This is a genomic window from Trichococcus sp. TS_SC_9 (assembly GCF_056156325.1).
Genome location: NZ_CM149591.1, coordinates 1346562 through 1363337 on the forward strand (window position 1 = coordinate 1346562; position 16776 = coordinate 1363337).

Annotated in this window: 15 protein-coding genes; 13 read left to right on the top strand and 2 right to left on the bottom strand. The window is 49.6% G+C overall.

Translation table 11 applies throughout. The features are described from left to right. The first annotated feature begins 56 nt into the window (after nucleotides 1–56). The 8 genes from AC0J5I_RS06585 to AC0J5I_RS06620 all read left to right on the top strand — a co-directional run bounded on the left by AC0J5I_RS06585 (nucleotide 57) and on the right by AC0J5I_RS06620 (nucleotide 8676). Nucleotides 57–182, top strand: coding sequence for a hypothetical protein (locus AC0J5I_RS06585; RefSeq protein WP_475304898.1), 126 nt, complete (start codon nucleotides 57–59; stop codon nucleotides 180–182). A 19-nt stretch (nucleotides 183–201) separates the two neighbouring features. Beyond that, entirely contained in the window at nucleotides 202–1404 is a 1203-nt protein-coding gene (locus AC0J5I_RS06590) for an amidohydrolase (protein WP_107994684.1), read from the top strand. Nucleotides 1405–1550: 146 nt separating this feature from the next. Then, nucleotides 1551–2168, top strand: coding sequence for a trimeric intracellular cation channel family protein (locus tag AC0J5I_RS06595; RefSeq protein WP_107994685.1), 618 nt, complete (start codon nucleotides 1551–1553; stop codon nucleotides 2166–2168). A 24-nt stretch (nucleotides 2169–2192) separates the two neighbouring features. Continuing rightward, nucleotides 2193–3290, top strand: a complete 1098-nt coding sequence (locus AC0J5I_RS06600; protein WP_475304904.1) for a DgaE family pyridoxal phosphate-dependent ammonia lyase — start codon at nucleotides 2193–2195, stop codon at nucleotides 3288–3290. 151 nt (nucleotides 3291–3441) lie between these two features. Beyond that, entirely contained in the window at nucleotides 3442–4344 is a 903-nt protein-coding gene (locus AC0J5I_RS06605) for a MurR/RpiR family transcriptional regulator (RefSeq protein ID WP_475304909.1), read from the top strand. A 206-nt stretch (nucleotides 4345–4550) separates the two neighbouring features. Next, a complete protein-coding gene (locus AC0J5I_RS06610) occupies nucleotides 4551–6413 on the top strand; it encodes a beta-glucoside-specific PTS transporter subunit IIABC (protein ID WP_475304914.1) in 1863 nt (620 codons plus the stop codon). A gap of 17 nt (nucleotides 6414–6430) precedes the next feature. After that, the gene (locus AC0J5I_RS06615; protein WP_475304918.1) at nucleotides 6431–7840 is read left to right on the top strand and encodes a glycoside hydrolase family 1 protein; all 1410 of its coding nucleotides are present in this window, start codon (nucleotides 6431–6433) and stop codon (nucleotides 7838–7840) included. Nucleotides 7841–7893: 53 nt separating this feature from the next. Then, the gene (locus AC0J5I_RS06620) at nucleotides 7894–8676 is read left to right on the top strand and encodes a sulfite exporter TauE/SafE family protein (RefSeq protein WP_475304922.1); all 783 of its coding nucleotides are present in this window, start codon (nucleotides 7894–7896) and stop codon (nucleotides 8674–8676) included. Between the two features lie 90 nt (nucleotides 8677–8766). On the opposite strand, the gene AC0J5I_RS06625 is transcribed toward AC0J5I_RS06620, so the two are convergent. Further along, nucleotides 8767–9525, bottom strand: a complete 759-nt coding sequence (locus AC0J5I_RS06625; protein ID WP_475304925.1) for an MBL fold metallo-hydrolase — start codon at nucleotides 9523–9525, stop codon at nucleotides 8767–8769. 118 nt (nucleotides 9526–9643) lie between these two features. On the opposite strand from AC0J5I_RS06625, the gene AC0J5I_RS06630 reads away from it, so the two are divergent. The 4 genes from AC0J5I_RS06630 (at nucleotide 9644) to galE (ending at nucleotide 13977) form a co-directional block, all read left to right on the top strand. Further along, nucleotides 9644–10051 (top strand): Lrp/AsnC family transcriptional regulator, encoded by a 408-nt coding sequence (locus AC0J5I_RS06630; protein ID WP_475304929.1) that lies wholly within the window; start codon nucleotides 9644–9646, stop codon nucleotides 10049–10051. 205 nt (nucleotides 10052–10256) lie between these two features. After that, on the top strand, nucleotides 10257–11420 hold the full coding sequence (locus tag AC0J5I_RS06635) for a galactokinase (protein ID WP_475304932.1): 1164 nt from the start codon (nucleotides 10257–10259) through the stop codon (nucleotides 11418–11420). Nucleotides 11421–11432: 12 nt separating this feature from the next. Beyond that, entirely contained in the window at nucleotides 11433–12938 is a 1506-nt protein-coding gene (gene galT, locus AC0J5I_RS06640; RefSeq protein WP_475304934.1) for a UDP-glucose--hexose-1-phosphate uridylyltransferase, read from the top strand. Nucleotides 12939–12966: 28 nt separating this feature from the next. Continuing rightward, nucleotides 12967–13977, top strand: coding sequence for a UDP-glucose 4-epimerase GalE (galE, locus tag AC0J5I_RS06645; RefSeq protein ID WP_475304936.1), 1011 nt, complete (start codon nucleotides 12967–12969; stop codon nucleotides 13975–13977). Between the two features lie 261 nt (nucleotides 13978–14238). Here the strand turns inward: galE and AC0J5I_RS06650 are convergent, their stop codons facing one another. Continuing rightward, nucleotides 14239–15210, bottom strand: a complete 972-nt coding sequence (locus AC0J5I_RS06650; protein ID WP_475304937.1) for a helix-turn-helix domain-containing protein — start codon at nucleotides 15208–15210, stop codon at nucleotides 14239–14241. A 117-nt stretch (nucleotides 15211–15327) separates the two neighbouring features. On the opposite strand from AC0J5I_RS06650, the gene rhaB reads away from it, so the two are divergent. Further along, a complete protein-coding gene (gene rhaB, locus AC0J5I_RS06655) occupies nucleotides 15328–16776 on the top strand; it encodes a rhamnulokinase (protein WP_475304940.1) in 1449 nt (482 codons plus the stop codon).

The window sequence follows — 16776 nt, forward strand, 5'->3', positions numbered from 1 at the left end:
CGGGGGCTTTTTTTGTTGCGTAACCGGAACCGCTCCGTTCAAAGATTTGTCGGAAAATGATTGTTGTGCAGAACGGACATGTGGCGGATAATGGAAGAAAGGACTGTCGTTCCGGCAGAAACCTGCACAAGCTAGGGCAGGAAGACGAGATGCAGACGGATTTGGAACAGGAAAAACAATAAGGATAAGGGAGCAATCAAAATGAATGAAGCGACCAAAAAGCAATTATTCAGCAAGTTAGCCGAGAAGCAAGGGCGCATGATCGAAATTTATCGCTACTTGCATGCCCATCCGGAATTGTCTTTCCAGGAGGAAAACACGGCCGATTATATCGAAGCCTTCTATGCAGGAAAAGAGTGCGACATCCGCACCCATGTCGGCGGACTGGGAATCGTCGTGTCCATCGACAGCGGCAAACCGGGAAAAACAGTCGCCATCCGAGCGGACTTCGATGCGTTGCCGATCCAAGAGGAAACAGGCTTGCCGTATGCCTCAAAAACACCGGGCGTCATGCACGCCTGCGGACATGACGCGCATACAGCTTACATGCTGATCCTTGCCGAAACATTAATAGAAATGAAGGAACAACTCGAAGGAAAGATAGTTGTGCTGCATCAGCCCGCCGAGGAAGTTCCGCCGGGCGGAGCGATCGGCATGATCAAGGACGGCGCTTTGGAAGGCGTCGACACGGTATTCGGCATCCATGTGATGTCGCAGATGGACAGTGGAAAAGTGTTCTACCGTGAAGGCAACGTTCAGACCGGCCGCGCCAATTTCCGCGTGAAGATCCAAGGCGTCGGAGGGCACGGGTCATCGCCGCATAATGCCAACGATGCCATCGTGGCGGCCAGCTATTTTGTTGTGGCTGTGCAATCCATCGTCAGCCGCCGTTTGAATCCATTCGATGTCGGATCGATCACGATCGGCAGTTTTGACGGCAAAGGCTCGTTCAACGTCATCAAAGATTCGGTCGTTCTGGAGGGCGATGTGCGCTCGATGTCCGAAGTGACACGCACGCTGATCGAAAAGGAAATCCGCGCGAAGCTGGACGGCATCTCAGCCATGTTCGATGTGACCTATGAACTGGACTACGAAAACGACTATCCGGTGCTGTACAATGATCCGGAAATGACGTCATTCGCAGCTGAAGCTCTGCAGGCTACAAAATTGCCTGGAGTAGAGGCCGTGGAACGCTGCGAGGCGCAGCCGCCTTCAGAAGATTTCGCTTATTATGCGAAGGAACGTCCGAGCGTCTTCCTCTATGTAGGGGCGGCTCCGGAAGAGGGCGAGGCTTATCCGCATCATCATCCGAAATTCCGGATCAAAGAGGACAGCATGCTGATTGCGGCCGAAACGATGGGGACAGTGGTGATTGAGTATCTGAAAGGGAACAGTGAGGAATAGAGGGCGTTACGGAATAGGTTTGTGCAAACTGACCAAAAAATAGTATGAAAAGAATGCAAAGATTATGGCGATTTTGCATTCTTTTGCGTTATACTCTTTTCGAAACGCAATCTTTCAGAAAACTATCATCAGGGGGGAACAATACAGTGGAATTTATTTCAATTGTGGAAATTATCGGCACGATTGCCTTTGCGATGTCAGGGGCCTTGACTGCAATCGAGAAGGATCTTGATTATTACGGCATCGGGATATTTGCGATCACGACTTCGGTGGGCGGAGGGATCGTCAGGGATCTGCTGATTGATCGTCCGTTGCCGGCATCGTTGGAAAACCCGCTCTATGCACTTATCAGCCTGCTTTCCGCTGGCTTCGTCATCCTTTTCTATACGCACATCAACAAGTTGGCGAAGAAGCTCCAGTTCTTTGATGCAATCGGGCTCGGGGCATTCACCGCCATCGGAGCGGAAGTGGCGGTGCGAATGGGATTCCATCAGTGGTACGTTGTTGTTACGTTGGCTGTTCTGACCGGAACCGGTGGAGGACTCATCCGTGATGTGTTCGCCCGGGAGATTCCTTATATATTCCGCAAAGAGGTGTACGCTTTGGCTTCCATTCTGGGAGCCATCCTGTACATTATAGTGTTCCGCTTGGCCGGAAGCCAAATGGCGTTGTACAGCTGCTTTTTGGCAACGACTTTAATTAGGCTCTACTGCATGGAGAAAGACGTGCACCTGCTGAAGGTAGGGAAAGTCACCCTTGAATAGTTCGATACATCGGAGGAAATAGTGATGACAATCAGTTACGAAAAATTTGGATTAAAGGAAGTAATCAACGCTTCCGGTAGAATGACAATCCTGGGAGTGTCGAAAGTATCCGCGTCTGTTTTGGCTGCCCAACAATATGGGGGAGAACATTTTTTTGAAATGGAAGATTTGGCGGTGAAAGTCGGCGCTTATTTGGCTGAACTGCTTAAAGCCGAGGATGTTCAAGTCGTGTCCTCTGCTTCAGCAGGGATCGCCCAATCCGTGGCAGGCGTAATCGGCAAAGGCAGCCTATTTCATGTTTACCATCCTTATACAGAAAAAATCACGCAACGAGAAATTATTTTACCCAAAGGCCATAATGTGGATTACGGTACGCCCGTCGAAGTCATGGTCGAGCAAGGAGGAGGCAAAGTCGTTGAAGCTGGATATGCAAATATGTGTACCCCAGAGCACGTGGAAATGATGATCACCAAGGAAACAGCTGCCCTGCTTTACATCAAAAGTCACCATACCGTACAAAAGAGCATGCTGACAGTGGAGGAAATGGTGACCGTCGCTCAAAAATACGATTTGCCAGTGATTGTCGATGCCGCGGCGGAAGAAGATTTATTCCACTATTATGCGGCGGGGGCAGACTTAGTGATTTATTCAGGAGCCAAAGCGATTGAAGGTCCAAGTGCCGGCATGGTCATTGGGAAAAAAAGCGCGATTGGATGGGTGCGACTCCAAGGCAAGGGAATTGGCCGCGCCATGAAGATCGGCAAAGACAATATTTTAGGGCTGGCTCAAGCCGTGGAAGATTATTTGACTAACGGCAGTGAAAGTGGCGAATCGATGAAGGCGCGTCTGGTCCCTTTTATTGAAGAAATCAATCAAATACCAAATCTACAAGCCACTATGGTGCAAGACAGTGCCGGCAGAGAAATTTATCGGGCTAGCGTCAAAGTGGCTGGCATAATCAGCGCAAAAGAAGTCATAAGACAACTAAAAACGCAAAGTCCAGCGATTTATACACGTGAATACCAAGCCAATAACGGCATCATTGAATTTGATATTCGTGCAGTCAATCAAGCAGAAATGGCGAAAATTATTCAGCGATTACAAGAAATTTTAGGGGAATAAGAAAGAGGAATTTCCACACCGTGAAAGCGGGATCCATTTATATGCCAGCGGCTCAGCCTGTTGTATAATCGAAGAGAAGCCGAGACCAAAGGATTGCTGAATGATCCGGGAGAATCGAAAAAATTTGCACCGAATGGAGGGGGCATTATTTATGCTAATCACAGAACGTCTGAAAGAGCGAAAGGATTTTTCCAAAGTGGATACGATCATCGCTGATTATTTTCTTGGTGAGGACAACGAATGGACTGAAAACAGTCTGCGCCAAATCGCGCAATTGCTTTTCGTTTCGCCGTCTTCTGTCGTGCGACTCTGCCAAAAAATCGGGTTCGAAGGGTTCATTGATTTCCGGACCGCCTACCTGCACGAGTTGGACTACCTCTCCAACGACTTCGGGAAAATCAACATTAATTATCCGTTCGACATGAAGGATCGGAACACGAAAATCAGCGGCAAGCTGAAAAATCTGTACATCGAGACGATCGAAGACACTTTCTCCTTGTTGGGCCATGATGCCTTGGCGCTTGCGGAAAGTTTGTTGGTGAAGGCTGATGACATCTACATCTGTTCAGCAGGGGCGCCATCCGATTTGGCGCGGGCTTTCCAGGAGAAGATGGTCAAGATCGGCAAAAATGTTCTTATCGACTCGCGTATGGATATGATGTTCTATCAAGCCTGTTATGCGAAGGCAGGTAGTGTTTTCCTCTTCATCTCCTATTCCGGTGAAACCGAGACGCTGATCCGGATAGCGCACAAGCTGAAGGAACGTAAGCTGCAGTCGATTGTGCTGACTTCCTACGGCGGGAACAGTCTGAGCGACTTAGCGACGGTGACCTTGTACCTCTCCACTCATGAGAGCCTTGTGCACAATATTGGCAACTTTTCATTGTTCCCATCCGTCCTTTTCCTATTGGATGTTCTTTACGCAAATGTCTTCAGCCGGAATTATGAAAAGCATCTGGCAGACAAAATCAAATACACCAAAGAGTACGAAAAACAAAGAAAGTCCTACAACCCGCTGCTTTCGGGCGGCGAGCATGAGAAAGACTCCAAATAAGCGAAACACCTCCATATTCTGGGAAAGCACCTGGAATTGGAGGTGTTTTTTTCGAATCTCGTTGTTTTTGGAACACTATTCCAAAAAGGGAGGGCTTCAATCAGCGGATTCCGGAACACTGTGCATAAACGCTTTCAAAGGATTGTTCCAAGATATTGAAAGCGTTACGATATTCCCGTAAAGAAGATTCAGGAGGAGGAAAGAAAATGGATTACTCACAATTGGCAAAAGCAATCGTGGAAAAAGTGGGCGGAAAAGATAACATCACTGGTTTGACGCACTGTGTGACAAGACTGCGTTTCAATCTGGCGGATGAGGCAAAAGCGGACACTGAGGCATTGAAGAAAATGGATGGAGTCATCGGCGTTATCCAAAAGGGCGGCCAATATCAGGTTGTCGTCGGTAATGATGTCAAGTTTATCTACCAAGCAGTCATGAAAAATGAAAAGTTGGACTTTGAAGGGGTACAAGCAGCATCAACAGGCGAAGAAAACCGCAGCGTAATCGCCAAGGTACTCGATAAGATTTCGGGTATATTTGTGCCGATCGTACCGATGCTGGCGGGGGCCGGTATGCTGAAAGCCTTGCTTTCGGTTCTGGTATTGGCCAAGTTGGTGGACCCAGCGTCGCAGACGTATGTGATCCTCAACTTTATGGGCGATGCCGGCTTCTATTTCCTGCCGGTCATCCTGGCCGCATCGGCTGCACGCAAATTCAATGTCAACCCGTACATAGCCATGGCCATCGGCGGAATCTTGCTGCATCCGACATTCACCGGAATGGTTACAGGCGCAAGAGAAACCGGAATCGGCATCGATGTGTTCGGAATGCCGGTAAGATTGAGCACTTACGGGAACTCGGTCGTTCCGATCATTCTGGCGATCTGGTTCATGTCCTATGTGGAGCCTTTCGTGGATCGGGTGATCCCAAAGAGTCTGCGGTTGGTGTTGGCGCCGCTGTTCACGATGCTGATCGTGGCATTGGCTACTTTGGTTGTGCTTGGGCCGTTGGGTAACTATTTGGGCGAAGGCGTCGGTATCATGATCGCATACGTGAATACGTACGCGAGCTGGCTGGTACCGATGTTGGTTGGAGCATTCACGCCGTTGATGGTCATGACGGGTATGCACTACGGATTGATTCCGATAGGGATCAACATGTTGGCGTCTTCCGGCTTTGATACGGTTGCCGGACCGGGAATGACCGTGTCGAATATCGCCCAAGGGGGCGCCTCTCTGGCTGTGGCCTTCAAAGCAAAGGATTCTAATGTCAAACGTTTGGCTTCCTCCGTGTGGCTGACGGCTGTGCTCGGCATCACGGAGCCGGCCTTGTACGGGATCAACCTGCGCTACAAACGACCGCTGATTTCTTCGATGATCGGTGGCGGTGCAGCTGGTCTGTTCATCGGCATTTTCGGAGTACGCAGATTTGCTCAAGTCGCACCAGGCTTGTTGGCATTACCGGCTTTCATAGGACCGGAAGGCCTGGCAAATTTCTACTATGCAGTAATAGGGTGTGTGATCGCTTTTGTTGTGTCCTTCCTGGTCCAATACGTCTGGGGAATCGAGGAGGAAGCACCGTCTGTCGAAATGGAAACCATTCCTGAGCTTCCGGCTGAGGAATCGCTGACAGCGCCGTTGTCCGGCACTGTGATGAAGTTGTCCGAAGTTGCTGATGAAGTGTTCGCTTCCGGCATGATAGGCTCAGGCGCCGCAATCATCCCGAGCGAAGGGAAGGTGTACGCACCGGCTGACGCAACCGTGACGGTGTTGCTGGATACCAAACATGCTATCGGACTCCGCACGGATGCTGGAGCGGAGATCCTCATCCACGTCGGCATGGATACTGTGGAACTGGACGGAAAACATTTCGAAGCCCATGTCGCAAAGGAACAACACGTAACGAAAGGGACACTGCTGCTCAGCTTCGAGGCAGAAAAAATCAAAGCAGCAGGCTATGACACCACCACGCCAATCGTCGTGACGAACGCAGCTGAATATTCTGGATTTATTCAGGAAGCTGATGGGACGGTTGCGGCAGGAGAAACGTTTCTCACATTGAAAAAATAAGAATGGAGTGCAAAAAAATGGGATTTCCTGGTAATTTTCTATGGGGCGGCGCGACAGCCGCCAACCAAATCGAAGGTGCATATTTGGAGGAGGGCAAAGGCTTGAGCACAGCCGATATGATTACGGCCGGCAGTCCGACTATGAAAAGGGACATCACTTCGGTAATCGAATCGGATCGGTACTATCCCACGCATGAAGCCATCGACCATTACCACCATTTCGAAGAGGACATCGCACTCTTTGCTGAGATGGGATTCAAGTGCTATCGCTTCTCGATTGCTTGGTCCCGCATCTTTCCGCAAGGGGATGAAACGGAGCCGAATGTTAAGGGATTGTCTTTTTACGATAAACTCATCGATCTTTGCCTAGAAAAGGGCATCGAACCGTTGGTGACTATTTCCCATTTTGAGAATCCGATGGGACTGCAGAAATATGGTTCATGGGAAAATCGTAAGGTGGTCGATTTTTACCTTCGCTATGCTGAAACGTTGTTCGAGCACTTCAAAGGCAGAGTCACGTACTGGTTGACCTTCAATGAAATCAACGTGATGTCGACGATGCCGTGGAATGCCGGCGGAATCGCTTCATCTGACGAAGCGGTCAAAATGACAGCGGCCTATCACCAGTTCATCGCCAGTGCCTTGGCGGTGAAGGCGGGTCATGAAATCGATCCGCAAAACAAAATCGGCATGATGTATGCCGGCCATTTCTCTTACCCGAACAGCTGCCATCCGGATGATATCCAAGGGAACGAGGATTTCATGCACAAGATGATGTTCTATCCGGATGTGCAGTGCCGGGGTTACTATCCGAGCTACAAGCTTAAGGAGCTGGAGCGCCAGAACATCACGTTACCGGTGCTTCCGGGAGACGCGGAAATCCTCAAGGAAGGCACAGTCGACTTCGTTTCCTTCAGCTATTACATGACGCATGTCTGCGGCAAGAATACAACCGGCATCCTGCGGGGGTTGAACGGTCTGGAGACGGGCTACAAAAATCCGCATATCGAACGCTCTGCATGGGGCTGGGGCATCGATTCGAAAGGGCTGCGTTTTGCCTTGAACTACTTGTACGATCGCTATCAGCTGCCGGTTATGGTAGTCGAAAATGGTCTGGGTGCCGCCGATACCGTCGTTGATGGGGAAATCCATGACGATTACCGTATCGATTACCTGCACCAGCACATCAGCGAGATGAAGAAAGCCATCGACCTGGATGGGGTGCCGGTCTTAGGCTACACTTCTTGGGGCCCGATTGACCTGATTTCCGCCAGCACGGGGGAAATGAGCAAGCGCTATGGGTTCATTTATGTGGATGTGGATGACGAAGGGAACGGCACTAAGCAACGCATCAAAAAAGATTCCTTCGCATGGTATAAGCAAGTGATTGCAACCAATGGCGAAGACTTGGATTGGAAAGAAGAATAAAGGCTTAAGGGGTTGGGGCTGACGCTCCAGCCTCTATTGAGGAGTGTGGGGAAATGATCTATGTATTATATGCTGTGGTAGTATTCATCGCTTCGATGACCGGTGCCCTGGCTGGTCTTGGAGGAGGCGTGATCATCAAACAGTTGTTGGATGTCATTGGCTTCCACAACGCGGTTGAAATTGGCTTCTATGCATCGGTCGCCATTTTCGTAATGGGGATCGTTGCAATCGGGAAGCTCTACCGCAACGGATTCGCGTTCGATGGGAAAGTCGTTTCGTTGGTCTCCATCGGATCGCTTGTCGGCGGATATTTGGGCCAAATGGCTTTCATGGGACTGATCAACAGCACGAGCGAGGGCTATGTGAAAGCAATCCAAGCGGTCTTGTTGGCCATCACTCTCGTATTGATCTTGTGTTACGAAAGAAGGAAGGACAGAATCCAGCATTACCAAGTGAAACAGCCCTTATTGATCTTTGCGGTCGGTTTGTTCTTGGGCGGGTTCTCTGTCTTTCTCGGTATCGGGGGAGGCCCGCTGAATGTGACGTTGATGGTATTGCTGTTCTCATTCACAATCAAGGAAGCGATCAGCTATTCGATCGCGACTGTTTTCTTTTCGCAAATTTCGAAGTTGGGGAGCATCGTGCTGGCAGGTGAACTGGGGAACTATTCCCTTACCTTCATGATCGTCATTGGGATCGCATCGGTGATCGGCGGATACGTGGGGACCGCTTTGAATCAAAAACTGTCGAACAAAAATGTCTCCGTTATTTTCCAGGTGCTAGTCTTGTTGCTGTTGTTCGTGAGTTTCTACAACACCTACATGGGTTTGCGCTGATTCTGTGCTGACGCACGAAAAAAAGGTCAAGCATTTCGATTGCTTGGCCTTTTTTCGTGCACGTCATCTGGTATTGTTGTAGTTTGGAAATCAAAAGCTGTAAGTTTCTCCATCTTCAGGTACCAGTACTTGTTTTTCAAGGCCATTCGCATGCAGGAAATTCCGTAATTCCTGCCGGGAAAGTGTCCAGTGATTGACGGCCTCCATGTGGCTTGTGAGGATGGTTGCGTTCGGAGCCGCTGCGGCTGTTTTTTGAACATCCTCTTTGCCCATCACGAGCGATTCGCCTTGCAGGAATTGATTGTCCCCTGCATTCACGACAATGACTTCAGGCTTGTGTTCCTGGATATTTTGTTCAACGGCAGGGTACCAAACCGTGTCCCCAGCGATATAGAGGATCGTTTCCGATGTATGTTTGAATACAACACCACAGACAGATCCCGCCATGGCAAGGATGTCACCACGACCGTGTTCTCCTGCTGTTTTAATCAGCTGGATTTCCTCAAAACTGGAGTCGCTGTCAAGCACACTTACTTGAGTGAAACCTTGTTTTTTAATTTCTGCGGCATCAGCTTTATTTTGAGTGAACAGCGGGATGTCCTTAGGCAAGGTGTTCGCTGCTGTCTCATCCCAATGATCGAGATGCAGATGCGTAACGATGACGGCATCCGCTGTGAGGACTTCTTCCAATGAAATCGGTAAATCGACCAGTGGATTCTTTTGTTCTTGGCGCAAAGAATTCGGGAAAGGCGCATACGTTCCTTTTTCGGCCAAGAATGGATCGATCAAAAAACGTACTCCGGCATACTCCACCCATAGTGTGGCATTTCTGATTTGTTGTATTTTCATGAATGTATTCCCCCTTTGTTTAGTAGTTCCATGATACACTGGCATTGATAGGAAGGAACACACTCTTAATCAAGTGTTTCCACCCAAATGCTTTAATTTTGAAAGGATGTTTGAAAGAATGGATCAGACCGATTGCAAGATCATACAGATTCTGGAGAAGAACAGTCGCATCACTATGAAAGAATTGGGAGAAAAGGTGCACCTGACAGGCCAGGCTGTGGCAGCAAGAGTGGCCAAATTGGAAGAAGAAGGTATCATAGAGAGCTACACAATCCAGTTGAATGAAGTGAAGCGAGGCTATCACGTTCATGCGTTCTTGACCGTCTATATGGAAAAAATTTCTCACAGTCCATATTTGGATTTTGTAAGGAAAAATGAACAGATAATCCGGAACCATTATAAAGTCAGTGGGGAAGGCTGCTATCTGATGGAATGCCGCTTTGAATCCAATGACCATCTGAGTTCTTTTTTGGAGTCTTTGAATCGCTACGCTAACTATAAACTTACGCTTGTGATCGCAAACTGATTGCAGCACGATAAAACCGAAAAGATAGGATCAAGAACCTATCTTTCCGGTTTTTTGTTTTTTCAGAAAATAAGAAGCGGGAGCGTTTTGAAAGCGCTACAAAACAACTTGACACATCTGTGGTGTGGGGTTATAATTCATTTAGTTAATATTTAGTAAAAATAACCAGTAAACATTTATCAAAAACAAAAAGGAGCGGATGAAGATGGAATTGACAGGATTGAAGCAAAAATTTGAGGAACTATTCGGCAAAGGGGATTACAAAGCATTTTTCGCACCGGGACGGATCAACCTGATCGGCGAGCACACGGACTATAATGGCGGGAATGTTTTTCCTTGCGCCATCACACTAGGAACTTACGCAGTCGCTGCAAAAAACGATCTGAAGCAAGTTCGCCTCTACTCGGAAAACTTCCCGGAAGCCGACGTCATCAGCTTCGAATTGGCCGATCTTGATCACAAAAAAGCGGACAGTTGGGCCAACTATCCGAAAGGCATGCTGCGCTATCTGAAGGAAGCCGGCCACGCCATCCCGGAAGGCATGGATATGGTCATTTTCGGAAATATCCCGAACGGATCGGGTCTGTCTTCATCCGCATCCCTCGAGCTCTTGATGGGCGTCGTTTTGGATAACCTGTTCGACCTGAATGCGGATCGGTTGGAGCTCATCAAAACCGGCAAGCGCGTGGAGAACGAGTTCATCGGCGTCAACAGCGGCATCATGGATCAGTTCGCTGTCGGCATGGGCGAGGAAAACAAAGCGATTTTGTTGGACTGCAACACACTTGAATATGAAATGGTTCCCGTAGAATTGGGCAATCATGCTATCGTCATCATGAATACGAAAAAACGCCGCGAATTGGTCGACTCCAAATACAACGAACGTCGCAGCGAATGCGAAGAAGCGTTGGCGAAACTGCAAACGGTCGTATCAATCGGCAGCTTGGGCGAACTCGATGAAGAAACGTTCGAAAAGGCGAAAGAAGTTCTGGAGAGCGATGTTTTGTACCGCCGTGCACATCATGCCGTCACAGAAAACCAGCGTACATTGAAAGCCAAAGCGGCCTTGCAGGCAGGCGAATTGGAGGCATTCGGCCAGTTGATGAACCAGTCGCATATTTCTTTGCGGGACGACTATGAAGTGACCGGCATCGAATTGGACACATTGGTTCAAGCTGCATGGGATCAATCTGGTGTGCTGGGAGCGCGTATGACCGGAGCAGGATTCGGCGGCTGCGCGATTGCCATCGTTCAAAAAGAGGCGATTCCGGCCTTCATTGAAAATGTCGGTAAAACCTATGAAGAAGCAATCGGTTATCCGGCAGAATTCTACATCGCCGAAATCAGCGATGGCGCAAAACGGTTATAAGGAGCGGTTGGCATGACGATAAATGAGACAGCTTATGCGATCGACCAAGTTATTGTCGATTTCGTGGAAACGGGCATCGTAAACGGGGAAACGGACGCGATGGACAGCATCGCGCTGCGGAATCTGCTGTTGGCCCTGATCGGAAAGGAAGACTTGGATACGCAATTGGTGCCGACGCAAGCTTTGCCGGATCGACTGAATCTGCTGGATTACTTGGTGGATTGGGCGGTCGCAAACGGGAAAATCGCGGACTACCAATATGCAAGGGAAACGCTGGAGGCGCAGATCATGTCCTTGATCACGCCGATGCCTTCCGTCATCAACAAGCATTTCTGGGAAATCTATGCAGAAAATCCGGAAGCGGCAACTGACTATTTCTACGAGCTCAGCCAGAACAACGATTACATCAAGACCCGCAGCATCGCCAAAAATATCGCGTTTCAGCACCGTACCGATTACGGCGAACTGGAGATCACAATCAACCTATCCAAACCGGAGAAGGATCCGAAGCAGATCGCTTTAGCGAAAAACGTGCCTGCTTCCGCTTATCCAGCTTGCCAACTCTGCATGGAAAATGAAGGCTATGCCGGGCGCATCGACCATCCGGCGCGCGCCAACCACCGCATCGTCCGCATGCCGTTGAACGGTGAAAAGTGGGGGCTGCAGTATTCGCCTTATGCCTATTATGAGGAGCATTGCATCTTTTTGGCCGAGGAGCACAAACCAATGAAATTGGACAAGCATACTTTCGAGAAGTTGCTCGGGATCATCACGCAATTCCCGCACTATTTCGTCGGATCGAATGCGGATTTGCCGATCGTCGGCGGATCCATACTGTCGCATGATCATTATCAGGGCGGTCGGCATACCTTCGCGATGGCGGAAGCGCCGATCGAGATGCCGTTTGAACTGCCCCGATTTGCCTCGATTCAGGCAGGCATCGTCAAGTGGCCGATGTCCGTCGTTCGCTTGGCCGGTAAGGATGCGCATGAATTGGCAGAGGCGGCAACCTTTATCCTGGATGCATGGCGAGGCTATTCGGATGAAGCAGCGGATATTCTTGCTGCCACCGGGGGAACTCCACACAACACGATTACGCCGATTGCGCGCATGAAGGATGGATTTTTCGAACTGGACTTGGTTCTGCGGAACAACCGGACTTCATCGGAATTCCCAGACGGCATTTTCCATCCGCATCCGGATGTGCAGAACATCAAAAAAGAGAACATCGGCTTGATCGAAGTGATGGGGCTGGCGATTTTGCCGCCGCGTTTGAAGGATGAGTTGATTGAAATCGAAAATTACCTCAACGGAGAAACAGTGGAAATCGCTCCTTATCATAAGGAATGGGTCACAGCCTTGGTGGACAAAATGGACCGTACCAGCGCGGATGCGGCGGAAGTGGTCCAGGAAGCGGTAAGCGAAGCCTTTTTGCGGGTGCTGGAAGATGCTGGTGTGTTCAAACGCACACCTGAAGGTCAGCAAGCGTTCCACCGTTTTGTCGAACAGTTGCGTTGAACATTGGAATGAAAGTGGAGGGGATAAAATGTCAGTATTAGTGACTGGAGGCGCCGGCTACATCGGCAGCCATACCGTAGTGGAATTATTGACAGCAGGCCGGGAAGTCGTCATCGTCGACAACTATTCGAACAGCAAACCGGAAGTGTTGAACCGGATTGAAACGATTACGGGTAAATCACCGACTTTCTATGAAGTGGACGTGCTGGATCGCGAGGCCTTGGACGCAGTCTTCTCAAAAGAGGATATCGATTCGGTCATCCATTTCGCAGGCTACAAAGCAGTGGGCGAATCCGTTACCAAGCCGATCGAATACTACCACAACAACATCACGAGCTCCTTGGTATTGTGCGATGTAATGCGCAACCATGGCGTGAAGAAAATCGTCTTCAGCTCTTCGGCAACAGTTTACGGCATGAACAACGTGTCGCCGTTGACGGAGGATATGCCTACAAGCGCAACGAACCCTTACGGCTACACAAAAGTCATGATCGAACAGATCCTCCAGGACGTGGCGTTCGCCGATTCCGAGTGGAGCATCGCCTTGCTGCGTTACTTCAATCCGATTGGCGCGCATGAGTCGGGCTTGATTGGTGAAGATCCGACCGGCATCCCGAACAACCTGATGCCGTACATCACGCAAGTGGCGGTCGGCAAATTGCCGCGCTTGAGCATCTTCGGGGACGATTACGACACTCCTGATGGCACAGGCGTACGCGACTACATCCACGTCGTCGACTTGGCGTTGGGCCACATCAAAGCCTTGGATAAAATCAAGGAAACTACCGGCGTCGGCATCTACAATCTCGGTACCGGCATCGGCTACAGCGTATTGGACTTGGTGCATAACTTCGAGGAAGCCAATGGCGTCGAAATTCCTTATGTGATTGTCGACAGACGTCCCGGCGACGTCGGGACCTGTTACTCGGATGCGACAAAAGCGAAGGAAGAACTGGGCTGGACAGCCCAGAAGACATTAGCTGACATGTGCCGCGATTCCTGGAATTGGCAAAACAACAATCCCAACGGCTACGAATGAAAAAGCTTATACAGACTCGTTGATTCTGTATGAGAATTGAATATATGCTCAAAAATAGCCCGCCAAAAGTACTTTGGCGGGCTATTTCAGTCCAAACAACAGTCATAAAACCCGCCGAAACCACTTTTGCGGGGAAAAACGTCCGCGGACAACTCGAGATTCACCGCCAAATCCATTTTGACGGGGAATCTCGCCACGAACTCGAACCCCAGAGACAAACAGATAACAATACCATTAAACAACAAAAGAAACGGAGCAGTCTCATTTCGAGACAGCTCCGTTTTTTCGCACTTCCGAGGGCAAACAATGGAATCTGTTTTTATAGCACGTATAGAAATAGGTCTTGTTCGAGAAGCCGACTTCGGTCAGGATCGTCTGGATCGGGATTTCGGTGGATTCGATGAGCAGATTGGCCTTCAGCAGCCGCTTCTCGTTCAGCAGTTCCGTGAACGTCTGGCCGCTGCGCTTTTTGATCATGTTGCTCAAGTAATTCTTATTGAAGTTCAGCCGTTTGGAGGCAGCATACAGGGTCAGCGTCGTGAACTCGGAATCAATCAGCTGGAGGACCTCGTAAAAGGGGTCCTTTTTGCTGAACGTTTCGCTGTACTCGTGCGGAAGCGAGCGCGCCAATTCGTAAAGCAAAATCGGCAGATAACTGCTGATGATCTTTCCGGAAAAGACTTTCGGGAAGAAATATTCATCGGCCATATTGTTGATGATCTGCTTGATGTGCTCATTCTGTTCATTGCGGAACAAAATAAAATTCGCGGCGTTCGTGTCCAGCGGGTTGTTCGTCAGCAGGATTTTGTACAGGATGCTGTCGTTGTGGTTCATGTTCATCAGCCAGTTGATCGAGATGCTCTTGTTGTTGAAGAGGATGTTCAAAAGCAGATCGTCCTTGCCGAGCGCCTCGATGGAATGCTCGCTGCCGGTGTCCATCAGCAGGATATCGCCTTCCTTCAACAGGTAAGGGATTCCGTTGATAATCTGACGGCATTCCCCCTTCACGATGTAGTTAAGCTCCAGGAATTGGTGCGAGTGCTCCGGATAGGCGGCGTAACGGTTGTGTTTGCTCATGTAGATATCCTTGTTTTCGAAAAACAGATGCTCCTTGATCCTGGGAGCCCGGGTCGCCTCCCCCTCCAGTTCCGGCAGATCGGGCACGAATTTATGCCGCTTTTTCTGTTCCTTTTCGATGACAGACTCCTGCGATAACAGCGCTATCAGATCCATTTGGACACCTCCTGTATATTTGGTACTCACAACTCATTCAGTGACATTGTAGCATAAATCCAGAAGTTGTTTAATAGTAATGTAAACAATTACAAGGTGGAGGTGTGAAACAAGTATATGAAGTACTATGCGATGATAGATATCGGCGCCTCCAGCGGGCGGATCATGCTGGCGGAAATAGATAATAAACAATTGGCCTTGCAGGAAGTGCACCGTTTCAAAAATGGCTTCGGCCGCATCGACGGATCCGACAGATGGGATATAGAAACCATTTTCGAAGAAATTCTGACGGGACTATCCAAACTGAAGGCACTCGGCGTGACGGAATGCCATCTCGGGATCGATACATGGGCGGTCGACTACTGCCTAATCGGAACGGACGGCCAATTGCTGCAACTGCCGATCAGTTACCGGGACGAACGCACAAAAAATACGATGGAAAAAGTGGCGAAAGTGATCAGCAAAGAGACGATCTACGCCAAAACGGGCATCCAGTTCCTGAAATTCAATACATTGTATCAACTGTATGAAGAGGATAAAGAATTGTTGGCCAGGACGGACAAAATACTGATGATACCGGATTATCTGGCATACCGGTTGACCGGTGAGATGTTCGGCGAAGTGACGAACGTGTCCTCTTCGCAGATGTTGAATCTCGAAACCGGCGAGTTCGACAACGACTTGCTTGAACTTGTCGGCATCCCGAGAGCGAAGTTTCCGGAACTGGTTGTGCCAGGAATGAAAATCGGCGATGTGAAGGCTGATCTGACGGAAAGCTATGATTTGCCCAAAATCGAAGTGATCGCTGCGGCGACTCACGATACGGCATCCGCCATCGTCGGCGTGCCGGCGCTGGGCGGGAAATGGGCCTACCTCAGCAGCGGAACCTGGTCATTGATCGGTGTCGAAAACGACGCACCGATCAACGACCGTACCGCCTACGAAGCGAACTTCACGAATGAGTGGGGCGCTTACGGGACCTATCGTTTCCTGAAGAACATCACCGGCATGTGGTTCGTGCAGGAAATCGCGCGCAACCTGGATTACCACCACTCCTACGGCGAAATGGCGCAGATGGCCTATGCAGTCGAACCATTCCGGCAGTATGTCGATCTGAACGATCCGCGCTTCCTCAATCCGGCAAATATGATTGAGGAAATCCAAGCCTACTGCCGCGAACGGGGCGAAATCGTTCCGGAAACGACAGGTGAATTGGTGATGTGCGTGTACAGCAATCTGGCCTTGGCCTATGCGCATGAACTGAAGAAAGTCGAAGCATTAACGAAGGAAACGATCGACGTGTTGCACATCGTCGGTGGCGGAGCGAACGTCAAACTCCTGAATCAGCTGACTGCCGATGTCACCGGGAAGCTGGTCGTTGCCGGACCTACCGAAGGCACCGCAATCGGCAATCTGCTTGTGCAGATGATTGCAGCCGGAGAATTTGCTGACTTGGCGGAAGCCAGAGAATGGCTCCGCACCCAAATCCATGTAGAAGAATACCCACCAAACCCGATCGCAGATCGGGAGCACTTAAAAAAATACGAAGAAAAGATTGGAGTATAG

Bases quoted from the DNA above. Each gene is read 5' to 3' on its own strand.
- AC0J5I_RS06585 (WP_475304898.1), top strand. From the start codon at position 57: ATGATTGTTGTGCAGAACGGACATGTGGCGGATAATGGAAGAAAGGAC.
- AC0J5I_RS06590 (WP_107994684.1), top strand. From the start codon at position 202: ATGAATGAAGCGACCAAAAAGCAATTATTCAGCAAGTTAGCCGAGAAG.
- AC0J5I_RS06600 (WP_475304904.1), top strand. From the start codon at position 2,193: ATGACAATCAGTTACGAAAAATTTGGATTAAAGGAAGTAATCAACGCT.
- AC0J5I_RS06605 (WP_475304909.1), top strand. From the start codon at position 3,442: ATGCTAATCACAGAACGTCTGAAAGAGCGAAAGGATTTTTCCAAAGTG.
- AC0J5I_RS06610 (WP_475304914.1), top strand. From the start codon at position 4,551: ATGGATTACTCACAATTGGCAAAAGCAATCGTGGAAAAAGTGGGCGGA.
- AC0J5I_RS06615 (WP_475304918.1), top strand. From the start codon at position 6,431: ATGGGATTTCCTGGTAATTTTCTATGGGGCGGCGCGACAGCCGCCAAC.
- AC0J5I_RS06620 (WP_475304922.1), top strand. From the start codon at position 7,894: ATGATCTATGTATTATATGCTGTGGTAGTATTCATCGCTTCGATGACC.
- AC0J5I_RS06625 (WP_475304925.1), bottom strand. From the start codon at position 9,525: ATGAAAATACAACAAATCAGAAATGCCACACTATGGGTGGAGTATGCC.
- AC0J5I_RS06630 (WP_475304929.1), top strand. From the start codon at position 9,644: ATGGATCAGACCGATTGCAAGATCATACAGATTCTGGAGAAGAACAGT.
- AC0J5I_RS06635 (WP_475304932.1), top strand. From the start codon at position 10,257: ATGGAATTGACAGGATTGAAGCAAAAATTTGAGGAACTATTCGGCAAA.
- galT (WP_475304934.1), top strand. From the start codon at position 11,433: ATGACGATAAATGAGACAGCTTATGCGATCGACCAAGTTATTGTCGAT.
- galE (WP_475304936.1), top strand. From the start codon at position 12,967: ATGTCAGTATTAGTGACTGGAGGCGCCGGCTACATCGGCAGCCATACC.
- AC0J5I_RS06650 (WP_475304937.1), bottom strand. From the start codon at position 15,210: ATGGATCTGATAGCGCTGTTATCGCAGGAGTCTGTCATCGAAAAGGAA.
- rhaB (WP_475304940.1), top strand. From the start codon at position 15,328: ATGAAGTACTATGCGATGATAGATATCGGCGCCTCCAGCGGGCGGATC.